The 20,254-nt window shown below is 68.9% G+C and carries 16 protein-coding genes and 2 riboswitches; of the genes, 11 read left to right on the top strand and 5 right to left on the bottom strand.

Features of this window, described 5'->3' with window-relative positions; translation table 11 throughout:
* Positions 1–109 precede the first annotated feature (109 nt).
* Positions 110–200: riboswitch (glycine riboswitch) on the top strand.
* Positions 201–309, top strand: a riboswitch (glycine riboswitch).
* Between the two features lie 63 nt (positions 310–372).
* Genes gcvT through gcvP form a run of 3 tightly spaced genes read left to right on the top strand, consistent with a single transcriptional unit; the run spans position 373 to position 4,920 of the window.
* Positions 373–1,611 carry a glycine cleavage system aminomethyltransferase GcvT gene (gene gcvT, locus ACF1AJ_RS01610; RefSeq protein WP_391505858.1) on the top strand — a complete coding sequence of 413 codons (1,239 nt, stop codon included), beginning with the start codon at positions 373–375 and terminating at the stop codon, positions 1,609–1,611.
* 2 nt (positions 1,612–1,613) lie between these two features.
* Complete coding sequence (gene gcvH, locus ACF1AJ_RS01615) at positions 1,614–1,988, top strand: glycine cleavage system protein GcvH (protein WP_018191498.1); 375 nt, start codon at positions 1,614–1,616, stop codon at positions 1,986–1,988.
* Between the two features lie 16 nt (positions 1,989–2,004).
* Positions 2,005–4,920 carry an aminomethyl-transferring glycine dehydrogenase gene (gene gcvP, locus ACF1AJ_RS01620; protein WP_391505859.1) on the top strand — a complete coding sequence of 972 codons (2,916 nt, stop codon included), beginning with the start codon at positions 2,005–2,007 and terminating at the stop codon, positions 4,918–4,920.
* A 75-nt stretch (positions 4,921–4,995) separates the two neighbouring features.
* On the opposite strand, the gene ACF1AJ_RS01625 is transcribed toward gcvP, so the two are convergent.
* A complete protein-coding gene (locus ACF1AJ_RS01625) occupies positions 4,996–5,790 on the bottom strand; it encodes a CPBP family intramembrane glutamic endopeptidase (protein ID WP_391505860.1) in 795 nt (264 codons plus the stop codon).
* Positions 5,791–6,020: 230 nt separating this feature from the next.
* Between ACF1AJ_RS01625 and ACF1AJ_RS01630 the strand changes: the two genes are divergently transcribed.
* The 3 genes from ACF1AJ_RS01630 to ACF1AJ_RS01640 all read left to right on the top strand — a co-directional run bounded on the left by ACF1AJ_RS01630 (position 6,021) and on the right by ACF1AJ_RS01640 (position 10,551).
* The gene (locus ACF1AJ_RS01630) at positions 6,021–7,811 is read left to right on the top strand and encodes an ABC transporter family substrate-binding protein (protein ID WP_391505861.1); all 1,791 of its coding nucleotides are present in this window, start codon (positions 6,021–6,023) and stop codon (positions 7,809–7,811) included.
* Positions 7,812–8,004: 193 nt separating this feature from the next.
* Entirely contained in the window at positions 8,005–9,537 is a 1,533-nt protein-coding gene (locus ACF1AJ_RS01635; protein WP_391505862.1) for an ABC transporter permease, read from the top strand.
* Entirely contained in the window at positions 9,538–10,551 is a 1,014-nt protein-coding gene (locus ACF1AJ_RS01640; RefSeq protein ID WP_309861093.1) for an ABC transporter permease, read from the top strand.
* Positions 10,552–10,583: 32 nt separating this feature from the next.
* Here ACF1AJ_RS01640 and ACF1AJ_RS01645 read toward each other — a convergent pair whose 3' ends face one another.
* Positions 10,584–11,210, bottom strand: a complete 627-nt coding sequence (locus ACF1AJ_RS01645; protein WP_391505863.1) for a PH domain-containing protein — start codon at positions 11,208–11,210, stop codon at positions 10,584–10,586.
* Positions 11,211–11,260: 50 nt separating this feature from the next.
* On the opposite strand from ACF1AJ_RS01645, the gene ACF1AJ_RS01650 reads away from it, so the two are divergent.
* The 3 genes from ACF1AJ_RS01650 (at position 11,261) to ACF1AJ_RS01660 (ending at position 15,932) form a co-directional block, all read left to right on the top strand.
* Positions 11,261–13,123 (top strand): ABC transporter ATP-binding protein, encoded by a 1,863-nt coding sequence (locus tag ACF1AJ_RS01650; RefSeq protein WP_391505864.1) that lies wholly within the window; start codon positions 11,261–11,263, stop codon positions 13,121–13,123.
* A gap of 289 nt (positions 13,124–13,412) precedes the next feature.
* On the top strand, positions 13,413–15,338 hold the full coding sequence (typA, locus tag ACF1AJ_RS01655; protein WP_018191490.1) for a translational GTPase TypA: 1,926 nt from the start codon (positions 13,413–13,415) through the stop codon (positions 15,336–15,338).
* A gap of 129 nt (positions 15,339–15,467) precedes the next feature.
* Positions 15,468–15,932 carry a hypothetical protein gene (locus ACF1AJ_RS01660; RefSeq protein WP_391505865.1) on the top strand — a complete coding sequence of 155 codons (465 nt, stop codon included), beginning with the start codon at positions 15,468–15,470 and terminating at the stop codon, positions 15,930–15,932.
* A gap of 9 nt (positions 15,933–15,941) precedes the next feature.
* Here the strand turns inward: ACF1AJ_RS01660 and efeB are convergent, their stop codons facing one another.
* Genes efeB through efeU form a run of 3 tightly spaced genes read right to left on the bottom strand, consistent with a single transcriptional unit; the run spans position 15,942 to position 19,402 of the window.
* A complete protein-coding gene (gene efeB, locus ACF1AJ_RS01665; protein ID WP_391505866.1) occupies positions 15,942–17,258 on the bottom strand; it encodes an iron uptake transporter deferrochelatase/peroxidase subunit in 1,317 nt (438 codons plus the stop codon).
* Between the two features lie 5 nt (positions 17,259–17,263).
* Positions 17,264–18,487, bottom strand: a complete 1,224-nt coding sequence (gene efeO / locus ACF1AJ_RS01670) for an iron uptake system protein EfeO (RefSeq protein WP_391505867.1) — start codon at positions 18,485–18,487, stop codon at positions 17,264–17,266.
* 51 nt (positions 18,488–18,538) lie between these two features.
* Positions 18,539–19,402, bottom strand: coding sequence for an iron uptake transporter permease EfeU (gene efeU, locus ACF1AJ_RS01675; RefSeq protein ID WP_391505868.1), 864 nt, complete (start codon positions 19,400–19,402; stop codon positions 18,539–18,541).
* Between the two features lie 99 nt (positions 19,403–19,501).
* Between efeU and ACF1AJ_RS01680 the strand changes: the two genes are divergently transcribed.
* Together ACF1AJ_RS01680 and fdxA are read left to right on the top strand one after the other, a co-directional pair.
* Entirely contained in the window at positions 19,502–19,882 is a 381-nt protein-coding gene (locus tag ACF1AJ_RS01680; protein WP_391505869.1) for a hypothetical protein, read from the top strand.
* 34 nt (positions 19,883–19,916) lie between these two features.
* Positions 19,917–20,237 carry a ferredoxin gene (gene fdxA, locus ACF1AJ_RS01685; protein WP_018191484.1) on the top strand — a complete coding sequence of 107 codons (321 nt, stop codon included), beginning with the start codon at positions 19,917–19,919 and terminating at the stop codon, positions 20,235–20,237.
* Positions 20,238–20,254 lie beyond the last annotated feature (17 nt).

Below are 20,254 nucleotides of genomic sequence, written 5' to 3' on the forward strand. Positions count from 1 at the left end.
CAAATCTCCGTTATGACGGGCCCAATACCGAGATGTGGCGCACATGTTCGCGTGCGCACGGGGCGGCGGGAGCGGATATGCTGGCCGGACAATCGAATACCGGGCCAACGAGGTCGATGCGGGAGAGTCGCGCGCGAGCGCGGCACCGAAGGAGCAATCCTCCCCGACAATCTCTCAGGTACGCGTACCGCATCGGACTGGCCACTCTGAAAAGCAGGATGGCGCCCGCCGTCCTCGCCCACGGTGAAAGCCGCGCATCCCATCGGGAGGCGAGGTGAAACTCTCAGGCCGGATGACAGAGGGGGAGTTCTTCCCGGGAGCGGCGACGCCGCCCCCGCAGCCCCCGGCCGACGGCCGGCGATCGGAGAACTCATGACCTCGCAGAGCACGCCCAACGGTACGAACGCCTCGGACGCGGACGACACGGACGTGAACGACACGGACGCGAACGACACGACCGAGCGCACCTCGCCGCTCCACGACGCCCACACCGCGGCCGGCGCCTCCTTCACCGACTTCGCCGGCTGGCAGATGCCGGTCCGGTACTCCTCCGACCTCGCCGAGCACCACGCCGTGCGCACCGCCGCCGGCCTGTTCGACCTGTCGCACATGGGCGAGATCGTGCTCCTCGGCCCGGAGGCCGGTCAGGCGCTCGACTATGCGCTCGCCGGCAAGCTCTCCGCCCTCAACGTCGACCAGGCGAAGTACAGTCTCCTGCTCTCCCGCTCCGGCGGCATCGTCGACGACCTCGTCGTGTACCGCACCGGCGACGACCGCTACATGGTCGTCGCGAACGCGTCGAACCGGGATGCGGTGGCCGCCGAGCTGCGCGATCGCACCGCGCCCTTCGACGTCGAGGTCTTCGACGAGTCCGACGACATCGCGCTGATCGCCGTACAGGGGCCGGCCGCCCTCTCCATCCTGCTCGCGACGCCGGGCCTGTCGGCGGACGCCGGCGCCCTCGGCGGCTCCGACTTCGGCGAGCGCCTCTCGGCCCTCAAGTACTACTGGTCGCTCCCGGCCGAGTTCGAGACGCATCCCGTGCTCATCGCCCGCACCGGCTACACCGGCGAGGACGGCTTCGAGCTCTACCTCGCGCCCGACAACGCCCGCGCCCTGTGGGATGCCCTGCTCGAGGCCGGAGCCGAGCAGGGCCTCGTCCCTGCCGGCCTCGCCAGCCGCGACACCCTGCGCCTCGAGGCCGGGATGCCGCTGTACGGTCACGAGCTCGGCCTCGACACCATGCCGGCGCAGGCGGGACTCGGCCGCGTCGTCAACCTGGCGAAGGACACCGACTTCGTCGGCCGCGCCGCCAGCGAGGAGGGGCCCGACCCGGAGGCCCGCGTGCTCGTCGGTCTCACCGGGGAGGGCAAGCGCGCCGCACGCGCCGGCTACCCGGTCTTCGCGCACGACGACACGACCGGCGACGACGCCGAGGTCGGCATCGTCACCTCCGGCGCGCTCTCCCCGACGCTCGGCATGCCCGTCGCGATGGCCTATGTCGCGCCGCGCTTCGCTCGCGAGAACACCGTGCTCCACGTGGATGTGCGAGGCACCCGCCTGCCATTCACCGTCACCGCCCTCCCCTTCTACAGCAGAAAGAAGCGCTAGCCATGGCCGCAGAACGAGACCTGAAGTACACGCCCGAGCACGAGTGGCTCCTGGTCGATGGCGACGTCGCGACCGTCGGCATCACGGCCTACGCCGCCGAGAAGCTCGGCGACGTCGTGTTCGTGGAGCTGCCCGAGGAGGGCAGCGACGTCACCGCCGGCCGCGTGGTCGGCGAGATCGAGTCGACCAAGTCGGTCGGCGAGCTGTTCGCCCCGGTGAACGGCACCGTCGCCGAGGCCAACAGCGCCGTGGTCGACGCCCCCGAACTCGTCAACTCCGACCCGTTCGGCGAGGGCTGGCTGGTGAAGGTCCGCTTCACCGAGCTGCCCGACAACCTCCTGAGCTACGACGAGTACGCCGCCCTGACCGGCGAGTAAGGTTCCCCCACCTCACATGACCGACCTCTTCCCAGCGCGTCACATCGGCACCGACGGCGACGCGCAGAGCACCATGCTGTCCGCCATCGGCGCGGCCGCCTCCCGCGAGTGGGCCTCCGTGGAGGACCTCGTCCTCGCGGCCGTCCCCGACTCCATCCGCGTGGACGCCGGGCGCGAGTCCGTGCTTCCGGCTCCGCTGAGCGAGCGCGCCGCCCTCCGCGAGCTGCGCGCGCTGGCCGCCCGCAACACCGTCAACCGCAGCCTGATCGGCCTCGGCTACTACGGCACGATCACGCCCGCGGTGATCAAGCGGAACGTGCTCGAGAACCCGGGCTGGTACACCGCGTACACGCCGTACCAGCCGGAGATCTCGCAGGGCCGGCTGGAGGCGCTGATCAACTTCCAGACCATGGTCTCCGACCTCACGGGCCTCGACACGGCGAACGCATCGATGCTCGACGAGGGGACTGCGGTCGTCGAGGGGATGCTGCTGGCGCGCCGCGCATCCAAGGCGAAGTCGCCGCGTTTCGTCGTCGACGTCGACACCTTCCCGCAGACGCTGGCGCTGCTGCGCAACCGGGCGGACGCGGTCGGCATCGAGCTGGTCGTGCTCGACCTGGCGAGCCTCCCGGCGGATGCCCCGGAGCTGAGCGACGCCTTCGGCCTGTTCGTGCAGTACCCGGGCGCCTCCGGGCGCGTGTGGGATCCGAGCGCCGTCATCCGCACGGCGAAGGAGGCGGGGGCCGTCATCGTCGCCGGCGCCGACCTGCTCGCCCTCACCCAGCTGCGCGCCCCCGGCGAGCTCGGAGCGGATGTCGCGGTCGGCACGAGCCAGCGCTTCGGCGTCCCGATGGGGTTCGGCGGCCCGCACGCCGGCTACATGGCGGTCCGCAAGGGGCTCGAGCGGCAGCTCCCCGGCCGGCTGGTCGGGGTGTCGCAGGATGCGGTCGGGAAGCCGGCGTACCGACTCACGCTGCAGACCCGCGAGCAGCACATCCGCCGGGAGAAGGCGACCTCGAACATCTGCACCGCGCAGGTGCTCCTCGCCGTCATGGCGGCGATGTACGCCGTCTACCACGGCCCCGCCGGACTGCGTGCGATCGGTCGGCACGTGCACCTGACGACGGCCGCGGTCGCCCAGGCGCTCCGCGCATCCGGTGTCGAGGTCGTGTCGCGCTCGTTCTTCGACACGCTCCAGGTCGAGGTGGATGACGCGGCCACCGTCGTCGCCCGCGCGCACGACCGCGGCCTCCTGCTGCACGCCACCGACGCCGGTCTCGTCTCGCTGAGCATCGACGAGGAGTCGGCGGAAGACCTGCGCGACGGCGCCTTCCCGCTCGGCGACCTCATCGAGGTGCTCGGCGGCACCATCGACGGCACTCCGACGCTCACCCTCTCCGGCGAGGCGTCGTACGACCCGGTGCTGGCGCGGGAGTCCGAGTACCTCAGCCACCCGGTGTTCAACACGCACCACTCCGAGACCGCGATGATGCGCTACCTGCGCCTGCTGCAGGACCGCGACTACGCCCTCGACCGCGGCATGATCCCGCTCGGCTCGTGCACCATGAAGCTCAATGCGGCGACCGAGATGGAGGCCGTGACCTGGCCCGAGTTCGCTGCGCTGCATCCCTTCGCCCCGGCCGCCGACGTGGCCGGCTCGCTGGAGCTCATCGACCAGCTGGAGGAGTGGCTCGCCGACGTGACGGGGTACGACACCGTCTCGCTGCAGCCGAACGCCGGCAGCCAGGGCGAACTCGCCGGACTGCTCGCGATCCGCGGCTACCACCGGTCGCGCGGCGATCTGCAGCGCACCGTGTGCCTCATCCCGCAGTCCGCGCACGGCACGAACGCGGCCTCCGCCGTGCTCGCCGGCATGAGCGTCGTCGTCGTGGCGACGGACGAGCTCGGCAACGTCGACCTCGACGACCTGCGCACCAAGATCGCGGAGCACGCCGACACCCTCGCCGCGCTGATGATCACCTACCCGTCGACGCACGGCGTGTACGAGCACGAGGTGGTCGCGATCACCCAGGCCGTTCACGACGCAGGCGGGCAGGTGTACGTGGACGGCGCGAACCTCAACGCGCTGCTCGGATACGCCCGGTTCGGCGATTTCGGCGGCGATGTCAGCCACCTCAACCTGCACAAGACGTTCTGCATCCCGCACGGCGGCGGTGGACCGGGTGTCGGTCCGGTCGCGGCGAAGGCGCACCTCGCGCCGTTCCTGCCCGGCCACCCGCTCGCGCAGGACGCGACGCACCCGATCGCCGGCGGCAGCCGCGTCGAGCACGGCGGAGCGCCGGTGTCGGCCGCCCCCTACGGCAGCCCGAGCATCCTGCCGATCAGCTGGGCGTACGTCCGGATGATGGGCGCGGAGGGGCTCAAGGATGCGACGGGAGCGGCCGTGCTGTCGGCCAACTACGTCGCTGCACGGCTGCGGGAGCACTTCCCGGTGCTCTACGCGGGGGAGGACGGCCTCGTGGCGCACGAGTGCATCCTCGACCTGCGTCCGCTGACCGAGCGCACCGGGGTCACCGTTGACGACGTCGCCAAGCGGCTCATCGACTACGGCTTCCACGCGCCGACCATGTCGTTCCCGGTCGCCGGCACCCTCATGGTGGAGCCGACCGAGAGCGAGGACCTCGCCGAGCTCGACCGCTTCGTGGCCGCGATGATCGCGATCCGCGAGGAGGCCGACGCCGTCGCGGCGGGGGACTGGCCGTCGGACGACAACCCGCTGCGGAACGCCCCGCACACCGCGGAGTCGGCGGTCTCGTCCGAGTGGACGCACCCCTACTCCCGCGAGCAGGCGGTCTACCCCGTCCCCGCCCTCGTCCGCGCGAAGTACTGGCCGCCGGTGCGCCGCATCGACCAGGCCTACGGCGACCGCAACCTCTTCTGCGCCTGCCCGCCCCCCGAGGCCTTCGCCTGACCCACGCCGACAGCTCCTGAGTTTTTCCGCGATTCCTGCTCGTTTGGCGCGAAAAACTCAGGAGCTGTTGGCTGGTCAGGCGAAGATGTGCGGGAAGAGGGCGACGGCGAGGGGATAGCCGACGAACGAGACGATGTCGATGATCGTATGGGCGACGACGAGCGGCATCACCCGGCCCCAGCGGGTGTAGCACCAGCCGAAGACGATCCCCATGATCGCGTTGCCGACGAACGGGCCGAAGCCCTGGTACAGGTGGTAGCTGCCGCGCAGCACCGCGGCGCCCAGGATGATCGCCCACGTGCCCCAGCCCAGCTGGCGCAGACGCGTGAAGAGGTAGCCGACGACGATGACTTCCTCCTGCAGCGCGGCACGGAGTGCGGCGAGGATGAGCACCGGCACGGTCCACCAGTGGGCGTCGAGCGTCGAGGCCTCCACCGTCACGGTGATCCCGAGCAGCCGGGTGAGGGCGTAGACGAGGATGCCCGGGATGCCGATCACGAGGAACAGGAGCGCCCCGCCGCCGAGATCGCGGGCGGGACGCGTGAGGTCGAAGCCGATCCGCCGGAAGCCGCTGCGCTGCGGCTGCCAGAGCAGGTAGACGACCAGGGCGACGGCGAACAGCGGGAACAGGTTGCCCAGCACCTGGTACAGGAAGTCGAAGACCTCGCGGCTGGACTGGGCGGGGTTCACCTCCGCCTTCTGCTGTGCCAGGGGCGTGCTCTGCGTCGCCCGGTCGATGATCGTGACGATGGAGTAGATCGCCGACTGGCCGAGCGACAGCCCGAGGACGATCGCGACCTCCCACCACAGGCGTGGGCGCGCGGAGCGCTCCACGGGGGTCTCTCCGGCCCAGGTCAGCGCGTCAGCCATACCGGCATCCTGCCAGCCCCGACGCCAAACCATTCAATCGTTGCATTGCACGATCAAATCCACCGTTTTTGTGCGCATCGTGCACGAATCCACCGACTGAGTTACCACTCTGTAACGTTTTCCCGCGCTGTTTTGCAATAGCTGGCAGCGATACCTAGGGTCATTCTTATCCCGCGCGGACCAGGCTTCTCGCATGCCCGTTCCGACGCACACTTCGCACAGGAGGAACATTGCACATCAACGGAAGAAAGGGCAGGTTCGCGGTCAGCGCGGTCGCCGTCGCAGGCGTCGCAGCACTCGCGCTGTCAGCCTGCACCACGTCCGGGAGCACCAGCACCTCGTCCGCTGCCAAGGGCGGCACCGTGACGGTGGCGGTCGTGAACGACTTCACCTCGTTCAACTCGCAGACGCCGCAGGGCAACCTGGACACCAACGGCCAGGTCGGTTACCTCAACGGCTCCTACGGAACCGGTTTCCAGTACATCGACAACAACTACAAGATCGTCCACGACGACAAGTTCGGCACGTTCGAGAAGACCTCGGACGACCCGCTGACGGTCAAGTACACGCTGAACAAGGACGACAAGTGGTCTGACGGCGAGCCCGTCACCGCCGACGACATGATCCTCGCGTGGGCCATCGCCTCCGGCCACTACGACTCGGCGAAGTTCGACGACGAGGGCAACGTCACGAGCGGCACCCAGTACTTCCAGATCGCAGGTTCGACCGCCGGCATCGACGCGACCGACTTCCCGACGGTCAGCAACGACAACCGCACGATCACCCTCAAGTACGACACGCCGTACGTGGACTGGGAGCTCGTCAACCCGATCGCGCAGCCCGCGCACATCGTCGCCAAGAAGGCGGGCCTCTCCTCGGCCGCCGACCTGACGAAGCTGCTGAAGGGCCTGCCGAAGGGCGACCCGGCGAACCCGGCTCCGGCCGACCCGACGCTGAAGAAGGCGGCGGACTTCGTCAACACCGGCTACGACGTGACCGCGTTCCCGACCGACAAGGACCTGCTGGTCTCCTCCGGCCCGTTCGTCGTCTCGTCGTGGACCCCCGGCCAGTCGCTCACGATGACCCCGAACAAGTACTACGCCGGCGGTCTGAAGCCCAACGTGGACAAGATCGTGTTCCGTATCATCCCGGACGCGAACGCCCAGGTCACCGCTCTCCAGAACGGTGAGGTCGACATCATCAACCCGCAGGCGTCCGCCGACACGATCACCGCGCTCAAGCAGACCAGCGCGAAGATCCTCACCGGTGCGCAGGCGTCGTACGACCACCTCGACCTGAACTTCGGCTCGCCCGTGTTCAAGGACGAGAAGGTCCGCGAGGCGTTCCTCAAGACGATCCCGCGTCAGCAAATCCTCGACTCGATCGTCACCCCGGTCGACTCGAAGGCCAAGGTCCTGAACTCGCAGATCTTCCTGCCGAACCAGGAGCAGTACGAGGGCAGCGTCAAGCAGAACGGCTCTGACAAGTACGACAAGGTCGACATCGAGGGCGCCAAGCAGCTGCTCGCCGGTGCCACCCCGACCGTGCGCATCCTCTACAACACGAACAACCCGAACCGTGTCGACGAGTTCCAGTCGATCTCGGCCTCGGCCGCCAAGGCCGGCATCAAGGTCGTCGACGCCGGCTCGCCCGACTGGAGCAAGCTGCTCCCGGGTGGCGACTACGACGCCTCGCTCTTCGGCTGGATCAGCCCGGGTGCAGGCACCACGCAGCTGCCGCAGGTGTTCGCCTCGCAGGGTGGCGGAAACTACAACCGCTACACCGGCACCAACGACCTGGCCCTCAAGTCGCAGACCACCCTGGACAAGGATGAGCTGACGAAGATCGAGTACCAGATCGACAAGCAGACCTTCACCGACGGCTACGGTCTGCCGCTGTTCCAGCTCCCGGGTGTCTTCGCGACCACCGCGCGGGTTGACGGCGTCAAGTACAACGGCGGGCAGTCCGGCCCGTTCTGGAACTTCTGGGAGTGGTCGGTCAAGTCGTCCTCCAAGAAGTAACAGCTCCGTAAGTGAGAGTGCCCGGGTGAACCCCGGGCACTCTTACTGCGGCGGGGCGTCGGTTCCGGCCGGCGCCCCGTATCATGTAGTCGGTGGACGTGATCCGTCCACCCCGTGAGATACGCGCCTGGCGGCAAACCCCCCTCCGCCGCACCCCCGATCGGCGCGTCCTGTCAGTGAAGGTTTTGAACCTATGGCGAGTTTCATCCTGAGACGCCTTCTGGTCTCAGTGCTCATCATCATCGCCGCCTCGTTCCTGATGTACATGCTGGTCGCCTATAGCGCCGACCCGCTCCAGGATCTCCGAGGCAGCAATTCCCCCAATAAGACGCAGCTCATCAACGCGCGCATCCAGCTCCTGCAGCTCGACGTCGCGCCGCCGCTGCGCTGGCTGCTCTGGCTGGGCGGTGCGGCCAAGTGCCTCATCCCGTTCGCCAACGCCTGCGACCTGGGGTCCACCGTCTCCAACGCGAAGGTGACCGACATCCTCCCGCAGGCCCTCGGGTCGACGGTGCAGCTGGTCACATTCGCCCTCATCCTCGCGATCCTCCTCGGTGTCACCATCGGCATCGTCACCGCCCTGCGGCAGTACAGCGGACTCGACAACGTCGTCACCTTCCTCAGCTTCTTCCTGTACTCGCTTCCGGCGTTCCTCGTGGCGGTCCTGCTGAAGGAGTTCGTCGCGATCGGCTTCAACAACTTCCTCGCGCACCCGACCATCCCCTGGTGGGTGGCCGTGGTGATCGGGTTGGTGGCCGGACTCATCTGGCAGTCGCTGATCGGCGGTGACCGGAGGCGGCGCCTGCTGACCTTCGTCATCTCCGCCGTCGCGACGGCCGGCGTCCTGCTGCTGATGTCGGCGATGAACTGGTTCCTCATGCCGGGTCTCGGCCCGGTGGTGATGATCCTGCTGATCGCCGCGACCGTGATCGGCGCCACGGCGCTCATCTCGGGACTGCAGAACCGGCGGGCACTCATCTCGGCGGCCATCGCGGGTGCGATCAGCCTGGTCTGCTACTTCGCGCTCCAGCCGCTCTTCAACGTCTCGACCATCGGCACGATCATCATCCTGGCGATCGTGGCCATCATCGTGAGCCTCGCGATCGGCTGGTTCGTCGGCGGCTACGACCGCGGTCAGAACATGCGGATCGCGGTCATCGTGACGATCGTCTCGGGCTTCCTGATCATCGTCGACCGTTTCATGCAGGCGTGGCCGCAGTACTTCCAGGACACCAACGGCCGCCCCATCGCGACCGTCGGCTCCTCGACGCCGGGACTCGAGGGCGACATGTGGGTCACGGGCCTCGACACCTTCACGCACCTGGTCCTGCCGACCATCGCCCTGCTGCTCATCTCGTTCGCCTCCTACACCCGCTACTCGCGGGCCGGGATGCTCGAGGTGCTCAACCAGGACTTCATCCGCACCGCGCGCGCCAAGGGCCTGCCGGAGCGGACGGTCGTCGTGCGCCACGCCTTCCGCAACATGCTCATCCCGATCACGACCCTCGTCGCCTTCGACGTGGGAGCGCTGCTCGGTGGTGCGGTCATCACGGAGCGCGTGTTCGCCATCCCGGGCATGGGCTCGCTGTTCAACCTCGGTCTCAGCCGCGGTGACCTCAACCCCGTCATGGCGTACTTCCTCGTGATCGCGGCCATGGCCATCCTGTTCAACTTCCTGGCAGACCTCGCGTACGCCGCACTCGACCCGAGAGTGAGGGTCCGATAAATGTCCGTCAACGACACACGAATCGCCGATGAGCTGGAGGCGCCGAGCGCCCCGCCCGTCAGCCAGGGAAAGCTCGTCTGGAAGCGGTTCCTCTCCAACAAGGTCGCCGTCGCCAGCGCCATCCTGTTCATCCTCATCCTGGTGTTCTCCATCTCGGCGATCGGCCTCGGCCCGATCCCCGGGTGGTGGAAGTACAACTACACCGAGCTGAACGACCAGGTGCAGCAGGGTGCCCCGACCTGGGAGCACCCGTTCGGCCAGGACCGCATCGGCAAGGACTACTTCGCGCTGACGATGCGCGGCATCCAGAACTCGATCCTCGTCATGGTGGTCCTCGGACTCATCGCGAGCGTCGTCGGTGTCGTCGTCGGTGCCGTCGCCGGGTACTTCCGCGGCGTCGTCGACGCGATCCTGATGCGCATCACCGACGTGTTCATCGTCATCCCGGCGCTGGTCATCGGCTCGGTCGTCGGACACGCGTTCGGCGGGCTCGGCGCGTTCTTCCTGGCGCTGATGCTCGGGTTCTTCTCGTGGATGGGCATCGCCCGTCTGGTGCGCGGCGAGTTCCTGTCCCTCCGCGAGCGGGAGTTCGTGGAGGCGGCCCGCGTGGCCGGCGCCTCGGACTCGCGCATCATCTTCAAGCACATCCTGCCGAACGCCATCGGCGTCGTCATCGTGGCCTCGACCCTGATCATGGCCTCGGCCATCCTGCTCGAGACCGCGTTGTCGTATCTCGGCTACGGCATCCGTCCGCCGGACGTCTCGCTCGGCCTCCTGATCAGCTCGAACCAGTCCGCGTTCCAGACACGGCCGTGGCTGTTCTGGTGGCCTGGTGCGTTCATCGTGACGCTCGCGCTGCTCGTCAACTTCGTCGGCGACGGCCTGCGCGACGCGTTCGACCCGCGCCACCGCCGGTTCAACCTCCGCAAGATGCGGGAGCAGGAGCCGGAGGAGGGCGAAGGCGACGGCCGGAGCCCCAAGACCGGAGCGGCCCTCGCGGAGGACGTGCTGTGACGCCCGCCCGCGTCGCGCTGTTCCCGGCCGGTTCAGGCCAGGAGCAGCGCGACGACGGTGCCCGCGAGCAGGAGCACCAGCACCGCGAGTTCGACCAGGTGCCAGCGCACCGTGACCGGCGTCTCGTCGGCACGACCCGCGTCGATGGCGCCCGCGTCCTGGAGCATGCCCCATCGGCGGCGCACGACCTCGGCCGCAGCGCCGGATTCGGTGCCCAGCAGGTCGCCGGGGCGGCGCACGCTGTCCTCGACCCGTGGGCGGCCGATGCGGCCCTTCGTCTCGTTGCGGGTGGCGCGGAGCGTGCTGCCGGTGCCGGGCGCCGGAGCGGCCCACACCGGGATCTTGCGGCCCGGGGTGTACAGCGTCAGCGCGTACTTGGTGTCGACCGCGATCAGCGCCTCCCACGGGATGCGGACGGTGCGCGTGACATTGACGACCGTGATGCCCTCGTCGGCGACCGTCAGCTGCGGACGCCACAGCATCGCCCAGGCGACGAACGCGAACAGCACGCCGGGCACGATGTACAGCAGCCGGGCGTCGTGGACGCTGACCAGCAGGCCGATGGTCAGGGCGGCAGCGGCCGCCCAGATCAGAACGGCAAGGACCCGGTTGAACCGGGACACGAAAACCTCGCGTTCGGCGGGGGAGACGTAGGGCATGGGTCCATGCTCTCATCCCGCCGGAACGCCCCCGAAAGGAACCACGAATCATGACCGAGACCAACCCGGTCCGGGCGACGGCGCAGGCCGGCGGCCCCGTCCTCGAGGTGAACAACCTCTCCGTCGACTTCGGCGTGGACGGCGTCTGGGTGCCCGCGGCGAAGAACCTGAACTACCAGATCAAGGCGGGCGAAGTGCTCGCGATCGTGGGTGAGTCGGGTTCGGGCAAGAGTGCGAGCTCGATGGCGATCCTCGACCTCCTGCCGAAGAACTCCCGCGTCCGCGGCTCCATCAAGCTCGACGGCCGCGAGCTGACCGGCCTCAGCCAGCCGCAGATGCGGCGCGTGCGCGGTCGCCAGGTCGCCGTGATCTTCCAGGAGCCGATGACGGCGCTGAACCCCGTCTACACGGTGGGCTTCCAGATCGTCGAGACGCTGCGCATCCACTTCGGGATGTCGCCGCACGAGGCCAAGGAGCGCGCGCTCGAGCTGCTCGCCATGGTCGAGCTGCCCGACCCCAAGAAGGCGTTCAACTCGTACCCGCACCAGCTGTCCGGCGGCCAGCGCCAGCGCGCGATGATCGCCCAGTCCATCTCGTGCGACCCGAAGCTGCTGATCGCCGACGAGCCGACCACCGCGCTCGACGTGACGGTGCAGGCCGAGATCCTGGAGCTGCTGCGCAGCCTCCGTGACCGGCTCGACAGCGCCATCCTGCTGATCACCCACGACATGGGCGTCGTCGCCGACCTCGCCGACAACATCGTCGTGATGCGCAAGGGCGACATCGTCGAGTCCGGGACGGTGGCGGAGGTCTTCTCCGAGCCGAAGCACCCGTACACGATCGCCCTCCTCGACGCCGTCCCTCACCTCGGCCAGCGCGAGGACGAGGAGATCGACACGACGGCTGCCCTCGCCGCGGGCACGGAGAACCCGGACGCGTCGTTCGCCGAGCGCATCCGCGCCAACGAGCGCGCGGCGCAAGCCGAGCACGAGAAGGCCGAGATGGACAAGCGCGAGGTCGTCGTCGACTTCCGCAACGTCGCGATCGAGTACCCGAAGCACGGCCGCGTGCCCGCGTTCCGCGCGGCGAGCGACATCGACCTGAAGATCCACGAGGGCGAGGTCGTCGGCCTCGTGGGCGAGTCGGGCTCCGGCAAGACGACCCTCGGCCGCGCCGCCATCGGCCTGCTGCCCATCCACTCGGGTCAGCTCGTCGTCGCCGGGCAGGACATCAGCAACCCGAGCCGGGACGAGATCCGCAAGCTGCACCGCAACGTCGGCATCGTGTTCCAGGACCCGTCGTCGTCGCTGAACCCGCGCCTCCAGATCTCCGACTCCATCGCCGAGCCGCTGCGCCTCGCGAAGAACCTCAAGGGCGCGGAGCTCTCGAAGGAGGTCGACCGCCTCCTCGACAGCGTCGAGCTGCCGCGCGCGTACCGCAGCCGATTCCCCCACGAGCTGTCCGGTGGCCAGAAGCAGCGCGTCGGCATCGCTCGCGCCCTCTCGCTGAAGCCGCAGGTGCTCATCGCCGACGAGCCGACGAGCGCCCTGGACGTGTCGGTGCAGGCGCGCGTGCTGCAGCTGATGCAGACCCTCCAGAAGGAGATGAACTTCGCCTGCCTGTTCATCACCCACGACCTCGCCGTCATCGACGTGCTGGCCGACCGCATCGCGGTGATGCACCACGGACGGCTGGTCGAGGTCGGTACGCGCGACGAGATCCTCCGCTACCCGAAGGAGGCGTACACGCAGCGACTGCTCGCCGCCGTGCCGCTTCCGGACCCGGAGCAGCAGCGCGCCCGTCGCGCCCTGCGCCTGGAGCTGCTCGCCGCCGGTTCCGACGACACCGCGGCGACGCCGACGGTCGTGCCGGAGCCGCAGCAGCCGGAGCCGCCGGTCGCCCAGGGGCTCTGAGCCGCTTCGCCACACAGGGGAGGGTCGGTCCACCAGGACCGGCCCTCTCTGCGTTTGCGGAGGAAGCTTGCCGGCGGCCGCGGCCGCGACCACGGCAAACGGAGGAGACCCGGAAGGACACACCGCTGGTGCGCACGAAGGGAGGTGTGGGCGGCGGCGACCCCGCGAATGTCCTCCGTTTCGCAGGGCTGAAGGGCTCGCTGACAGCGGACACAGGAGAAGGGGAGCGGATCCACGATAGAATGGACCGTTCCCCTTCTTCCTTCTGACGAGAGTCGAGTCTGTACGCATGTCCGAGAACGCCGTCGCCCGCCGCGATGATCTGCGAAATGTCGCGATCGTCGCCCACGTCGACCACGGCAAGACCACGCTGGTCGACGCCATGCTCAAGCAGACGAACTCCTTCGACGCGCACGCGCACGTCGAGGAGCGCGCGATGGACTCGAACGAGCTGGAGCGCGAGAAGGGCATCACCATCCTCGCCAAGAACACGGCGATCTCGTACAAGGGCAAGCACGCCCCGAACGGCCCGATCACCATCAACGTGATCGACACCCCGGGCCACGCCGACTTCGGCGGCGAGGTCGAGCGCGGCCTCTCCATGGTCGACGGCGTCGTGCTGCTGGTGGATGCGTCCGAGGGCCCGCTGCCCCAGACCCGCTTCGTGCTGCGCAAGGCGCTCGAGGCCAAGCTCCCCGTCATCCTCGCGGTCAACAAGACCGACCGCGGTGACGCCCGCATCGACGAGGTCGTCGGCGAGAGCCAGGACCTCCTACTCGGCCTCGCGAGCGACCTCTCCGACGATGTCCCGGACCTCGACCTCGACGCGATCCTCGACGTCCCCGTCGTGTACGCGTCCGGCCGCGCCGGCGCTGCGAGCCGCAACAAGCCCGCGAACGGCGAGCTGCCCGACAACGACGACCTCGAGCCGCTGTTCGAGGCGATCCTGGAGCACATCCCGGCGCCGAGCTACGACCCCGAGGCCCCGCTGCAGGCGCACGTGACCAACCTCGACGCGTCGCCGTTCCTCGGCCGTCTCGCGCTGCTCCGCATCTTCAACGGCACCCTCAAGAAGGGTCAGACCGTCGCTTGGGTCCGTCACGACGGCGACGTGCACAACGTCCGCGTGACCGAGCTGCTGATCACGAAGGCGCTCGACCGCTACCCGGCCGAGTCCGCCGGCCCCGGCGACATCGTCGCCGTCGCCGGTTTCGCCGACATCATGATCGGTGACACCCTGGCCGACCCGGACGACGTGCGTCCGCTTCCCGCCATCCACGTCGACGAGCCCGCGATCTCCATGACCATCGGCACCAACACCTCGCCGCTCGTCGGCAAGGTGAAGGGTCACAAGCTGACCGCGCGCATGGTCAAGGACCGCCTCGACCGCGAGCTGGTCGGTAACGTCTCGCTCCGCGTCCTCGACATCGGCCGTCCCGACGCGTGGGAGGTGCAGGGCCGCGGTGAACTGGCGCTGGCCATCCTCGTCGAGCAGATGCGCCGCGAGGGCTACGAGCTCACCGTCGGCAAGCCGCAGGTCGTCACCAAGAAGATCGACGGCAAGACCTACGAGCCGTTCGAGCACCTGACCATCGACGCGCCGGAGGAGTACCTGGGCGCCATCACGCAGCTGCTCGCCGCCCGCAAGGGCCGCATGGAGAACATGGCGAACCACGGCACCGGCTGGGTCCGCATGGAGTTCATCGTCCCGTCGCGCGGCCTGATCGGCTTCCGCACCGAGTTCCTCACCACCACCCGCGGCACCGGCATCGCGAACGCGATCTCGCACGGCTACGACGAGTGGGCCGGTCACATCGTGACCCGCAGCAACGGCTCGATCGTGGCCGACCGCGCGGGCGTCGTGACGCCGTTCGCCATCATCGCGCTCCAGGAGCGCATGACGTTCTTCGTCAATCCGACGGAGGAGGTCTACGAGGGCATGGTCATCGGCGAGAACTCGCGCGCCGACGACATGGACGTGAACATCACCAAGGAGAAGAAGCTCACCAACATGCGCTCCTCCACGGCCGACACGTTCGAGTCGATGACGCCGAGCCGCCAGCTGACCCTCGAGGAGTCGCTCGAGTTTGCCCGCGACGACGAATGCGTCGAGGTGACGCCGGAGGCCGTGCGCATCCGCAAGGTTGAGCTGGATGCGACCGCCCGCGGCCGCGCCGCCGCCCGCCTCAAGCGCCAGGACGCCGCAGCCGTCTGACCTGCGCCGCTCACCGAGGGGTCGCAACGCGCCGTTCTGGCTCAGCCAGAGCGGCGCGTTGCGTCCTCCGGATGGCCGCCGACGGCACTGCCTAGCCAGAGCCGGGCGGTCATCCGGGAGAATGGCAGCATGAAACGCCGCCTCGTCGCCCTGCCCCTCGCTGCCGTCCTGCTGCTGGGCGCCGCTCCCGCGCTGACCGCGTGCAGCTTCCAGGGCGTCGTGAAGGATGTGTCGGGCGGCAACGTCGACCTGGGCGGGACATCCGTCCCGTCGGACTTCCCGAAGGAGGTCCCGCTCGCCGATGGCGAGGTCGTGTTCGGCGCGGGCCTCGGTTCCGGCGCCGACAAGGTGTGGAACGTGACCGTCAAGGTCGAGAACGGCGACGCCTACACCGCGATCGAGAAGCAGCTCACCGACGCCGGCTTCTCCGGTCAGTTCGGCACCCGCGGCCCGAACGGGGGCGGCACCGGCACATTCAGCAACGGCACGTACGGCGTGCTCGTGGTCGTGACGGATGCGGGCAACAACGGGTGGGTCGCCAACTACTCGGTGTCGAAGGGCGGAACGCCGAGCCCGACGCCGTCGGCCGGCTGAGCGAAGCGGCTAGGCGAAGAGCCCGGCTCCCACGTAGGAGCCCTCTTTCGCACCGGGTGGCACGGCGAACACGCCGGAGCCGACGTGGCGGACGTACTCGTTCATCAGGTCGTTCTGCGCCAGGCGCTGCTGGATCGGGATGAACTGCTTCCGCGGATCCCGCTGGAAAGCGATGAAGAACAGGCCGGCGTTGAGGCGGCCCAGCTCGTCGTTGCCATCGACGAAGTTGTAGCCGCGACGGAGCAGCTGCGCGCCGCTGTTCATCGTGGGATGCGCGAGCCGCACGTGCGAGTCGGGGTCGATCTTCGTGCCGCCGTCCTTCGCCAGCGCCAGGAAGTTGGGGTCGCTGAACTCGGTGCCACCGGAGAGCGGCGCACCCTCGCCCTTGTCGCGGCCGATGATGCGCTCCTGCTCGCCGAGCTGCTGGCGGTCCCAGGTCTCGATGACCATGCGGATCTTGCGGGCGACGAGATAGGAGCCCCCGGCCATCCACCCGGCACCGTCGCCCCCGGAGGCCCACACCTGGTCCTCGACCACGGTCTGGTCCTCGGACTTGATGTTGGCGGTGCCGTCCTTGAAGCCGAACAGGTTGCGCGGGGTCACCTGGGCGCGGGAGGTCGACGACGTGCGGCCGAAGCCGAGCTGCGACCAGCGGATCGCCGCGCGCCCGAAGGCGATGCGGGAGAGGTTGCGGATGGCGTGCACAGCCACCTGCGGGTCGTCGCTGCACGCCTGTACGCACAGGTCGCCGCCGGTGATCGACTCCTGCAGCGCGTCGCCCGGGAACCGGGGCAGGTCCACAAGGGCCTCCGGGCGGCGGGAGGCGATCCCGAACCGGTCCTCGCCGCTCGCCGTGCGGAACAGCGTCGGACCGAAGCCGAAGGTGAGCGTCAGACCGCCGGGCGGCAGGTCGAGCGCCTCGCCGGTGTCGTCCGGCGGAGCATCCATCGGTCCGGATGCTGGGCCGTACTTGCCGGCGGGACGCCCCTGCGTCATCCGCGCGGCGGCGGCCGTCCAGTCGTGCAGCAGCTCGATCAGCCCGTCCCGGTCGAGGCCGGGGGAGGTGTCGAAGGCGGCGAAGTGGAGGCGGTCCTGCGCAGGTGTGGTGATGCCGGCCTGGTGGGGGCCGTAGAACGGGTACGTCGTGGCGGATGCGGCGGTCGCGCCGACCACGACACGGTCGGCCGCGACACCCGCGCCGATGCCGACGAGCCCGGCGCCGACCGTCGCGCCCGCGAGGCCGAGCATCCCTCGACGGGACAGGCCGGAGCGCCCGGTGACCTGGTCGGCCTCCGGGCGCTCGGCGTCGTGGTGGTTCTGCGTCACGCGCCCTACTTGACGATGATCGAGGTCAGGTGGCTGAGCGGTTCGCTGAGCGCGTTGACCTGGTCGGAGAGCTCCTTGACCTGCTCGGTGCTGAGCTCCGTGTAGCTGACGAAGCCGTCTCCCGAGCGGTACTGGGCCAGCGTCTTCTCGATGGTCGTGAACTCGCCGTCGAGCTTCGCGACGACGTCCTTGCCGTTGCTGCCCTTCTGCTCGGCGATGTCGCGGACGACGCCGTAGGCCACCTGGGCGCCCTCGAGGTTGGCCTGGAAGTCCTGCAGGTCCGTGTGCGAGAAGGCCTCCTCCTCGCCCGTGATCTTCGACCCGGCGACCTCCTCCATCAGGCCGATGGCGCCGTTGGAGATCTGGTCGATGGTGAGCGTGAAGTCCTTGGCGTGGACGAGGTCGTACAGCCGCTGGGTGTCGGTCACGAGCTTGTCGGCGAGCTGCGTGCGCGTTGCGGCATCGGACGGCGTGTACCCGGCGGGAGCCCACAGGTCCTTCTCGATGCGGTGCCAGCCGGTCCACTCCTGGCCCTCGGCCAGGTCGGCCTCGCGCAGGTCGAGGGCGGGGTCGAGGTCGCCGAACTGCTCGGCGGTCGGCTCGATGCGCTCGTAGAAGGAGCGCGCCGATGCGTACTGTGCGCGAGCGGCAGCGTCGTCGCCGCCGGCGTAGGCGGTGGCGAAGGTCTTGGTCGCGGTCAGCAGTGCGCCGGCCTGGTCCTTCACATAGCCGGTGTAGTTGGCGACGGCCTGGGCCACCTGCTTGCTCTCGCTCTGCGAGACCGTCTTGCCGGTGCCGGGTGCGACGGTGAACTTCGCGACGTGCGCGGGCTCGCCCACCATCCCCTTGCGGCAGGCCGAGTAGTAGTCGCCCTCGGCGAGCTGGACCACGTAGTTGACGGTCGTGCCCGGGCCGATGTTCTCCTTCTCACCGACGATGCGCAGCTTGTCGGTGGCCAGCAGCTCGAACTCGTTCACGTCCGTGCCGGTGTTGGTCACCTGGAAGGTGATCGGTCCGGCCTTCGCGGTGTTCGTGGACACCGTGCACTTGTCATCGCTCAGGGTGACCGCGATGGCCTCGTCCGAGGCGGTCGCCTGGTTCGGGACGCAGCCGGTGAGCGCGGCGGCCAGGGCGGCGGTCCCCGCGAGGGATCCGGCGACGGCCGTGAGGCGGCGTCGGGTCGAGCGGGAGGCGAGCGTGCGGGGGGTCACCGGGCGCTGTCGAGACATGGGTGTGCTGTTCTTTCTCTTGTGGTGCAGTGAGGGATCAAGAAGTGGGGGTCACGACGCGATCGGCGCGTGCGGCGCTGCGGCCGCGGCCGGTGCCGTCGGCGCTGGTCGTGCGGCGGAACGGTGCTGCCGGATGTAGAAGTAGCCGACCACCGCGAGGTAGGTGAACCAGGCGGCGACCTGCAGCGCGGTCGGCGACGGGTTGAAGTTCAGGATGCCGGCGGCCAGCGTGCCGTACCAGCTGGAGGCGGGGATCGCGCGGCTGATGTCGTACGCGTGGACGCCTCCGCCGGGGAGGAGGCCGGCCTCCTGCAGGTCTCCGAGCCCGTAGGCGAGCACGCCGGCGGCGACGAGGACGAGGAAGGCGCCGGTCCAGGTGAAGAACCTGCCGAGGTTGATCTTCACCATGCCGCGGTAGAGCAGGAATCCGATCACCGCGGCGGTGGCGATGCCGAGGAGGGCGCCGACGGCCGGCTCCCAGCTGCCGCCGGTGCTCGCGACCGTCGCCCAGACGAAGAGCGAGGTCTCGATCCCTTCGCGTCCGACGCTCAGCATCGCGAGGAGCACGACGCCCCAGCCGGCGCCGACGAGCGCGGAGTCGAGCCGGTTGTGGAGGGTGGACTTCATGCTGCGGGCGGTCTTGCCCATCCAGAACACCATCCAGGTGACGAACCCGACCGCGACGAGCGAGAGGGAGCCGCCCAGGATCTCCTGCGCCTGGAAGCTCATGCCGTACGGGCCCCAGGTGAGCACGGCGCCGATCCCGAGCGGGACGATGAGCGCGATTCCCACGCCGATCCAGAGCTTCGACAGCACTTCGGTGCGGCCGAGCTTGACCACGTAGGCCACCAGGATGGTGACGATGAGCGCCATCTCGAGGCCTTCGCGGAGGCCGATCAGGTAGTTCGCGAGCACAGGTGACCTTCGTCGGGGGAGGGTTCGTGATTGGTAAGGCTAACCTTACTGAATCGAGCGTAGAGCACCGCCCTGGAAGTGTCCAGATAGGATGCGAGGATGCTCAGCCGGATCGTCAGCGCCATCCTCCTCGTGCTGGCGGGAGCGGTCTTCGGGGCGATCGGGACGGTCGCCCACCAGTACTCGGTGACCTGGGGGATCCCCATCCCGCTCGGGCTCATCGGCTCGCTGCTGGCCTTCACTGCGCTGCTCGTCGGCCTGCGCCTCCTCGGTCACAGCCGGTTGCCCGCGCTGCTCGCGGCGCTGGGCTGCATCGCCGTCATCCTCCTGTTCGCGCAGCAGAGCGCGGGCGGCTCCGTGCTCATCCAGAACGACCTCGCCGGCCAGATCTGGCTCGCGGGGCCCATCCTGATCGCGGCGATCGTGATCGCCTGGCCCGACGTGAAGACCCGGCAGTCGGCCCGCGACGGCCTAAGCTAGAGGGACAGCTCCACCTGAAGGGATCCGATCCACTGTGACCTATGTCATCGCTCTCCCGTGCGTCGATGTGAAGGACAGGGCCTGTATCGACGAGTGTCCGGTCGACTGCATCTACGAGGGCGAACGGTCGCTGTACATCCACCCCGACGAGTGCGTCGACTGCGGCGCCTGCGAGCCGGTCTGCCCGGTCGAGGCGATCTACTACGAGGACGACCTGCCCGAGGAGTGGAAGGACTACTACCGCGCGAACGTGGAGTTCTTCGACGACATCGGCTCGCCCGGCGGAGCGTCGAAGGTGGGTGTGATCTCCAAGGACCACCCGCTGATCGCCGCGCTTCCGCCGCAGGCGCACTGAGCCGCGGCGCACCGATG

The organism is Leifsonia sp. NPDC014704 (assembly GCF_043083605.1).
Classification (GTDB): Bacteria; Actinomycetota; Actinomycetes; order Actinomycetales; family Microbacteriaceae; genus Leifsonia.

Coding starts and splice junctions, on each gene's coding strand:
- gcvT (WP_391505858.1), top strand. CDS start 373: ATGACCTCGCAGAGCACGCCCAACGGTACGAACGCCTCGGACGCGGAC.
- gcvH (WP_018191498.1), top strand. CDS start 1,614: ATGGCCGCAGAACGAGACCTGAAGTACACGCCCGAGCACGAGTGGCTC.
- gcvP (WP_391505859.1), top strand. CDS start 2,005: ATGACCGACCTCTTCCCAGCGCGTCACATCGGCACCGACGGCGACGCG.
- ACF1AJ_RS01625 (WP_391505860.1), bottom strand. CDS start 5,790: ATGGCTGACGCGCTGACCTGGGCCGGAGAGACCCCCGTGGAGCGCTCC.
- ACF1AJ_RS01635 (WP_391505862.1), top strand. CDS start 8,005: ATGGCGAGTTTCATCCTGAGACGCCTTCTGGTCTCAGTGCTCATCATC.
- ACF1AJ_RS01640 (WP_309861093.1), top strand. CDS start 9,538: ATGTCCGTCAACGACACACGAATCGCCGATGAGCTGGAGGCGCCGAGC.
- ACF1AJ_RS01645 (WP_391505863.1), bottom strand. CDS start 11,210: ATGCCCTACGTCTCCCCCGCCGAACGCGAGGTTTTCGTGTCCCGGTTC.
- ACF1AJ_RS01650 (WP_391505864.1), top strand. CDS start 11,261: ATGACCGAGACCAACCCGGTCCGGGCGACGGCGCAGGCCGGCGGCCCC.
- typA (WP_018191490.1), top strand. CDS start 13,413: ATGTCCGAGAACGCCGTCGCCCGCCGCGATGATCTGCGAAATGTCGCG.
- ACF1AJ_RS01660 (WP_391505865.1), top strand. CDS start 15,468: ATGAAACGCCGCCTCGTCGCCCTGCCCCTCGCTGCCGTCCTGCTGCTG.
- efeO (WP_391505867.1), bottom strand. CDS start 18,487: ATGTCTCGACAGCGCCCGGTGACCCCCCGCACGCTCGCCTCCCGCTCG.
- ACF1AJ_RS01680 (WP_391505869.1), top strand. CDS start 19,502: ATGCTCAGCCGGATCGTCAGCGCCATCCTCCTCGTGCTGGCGGGAGCG.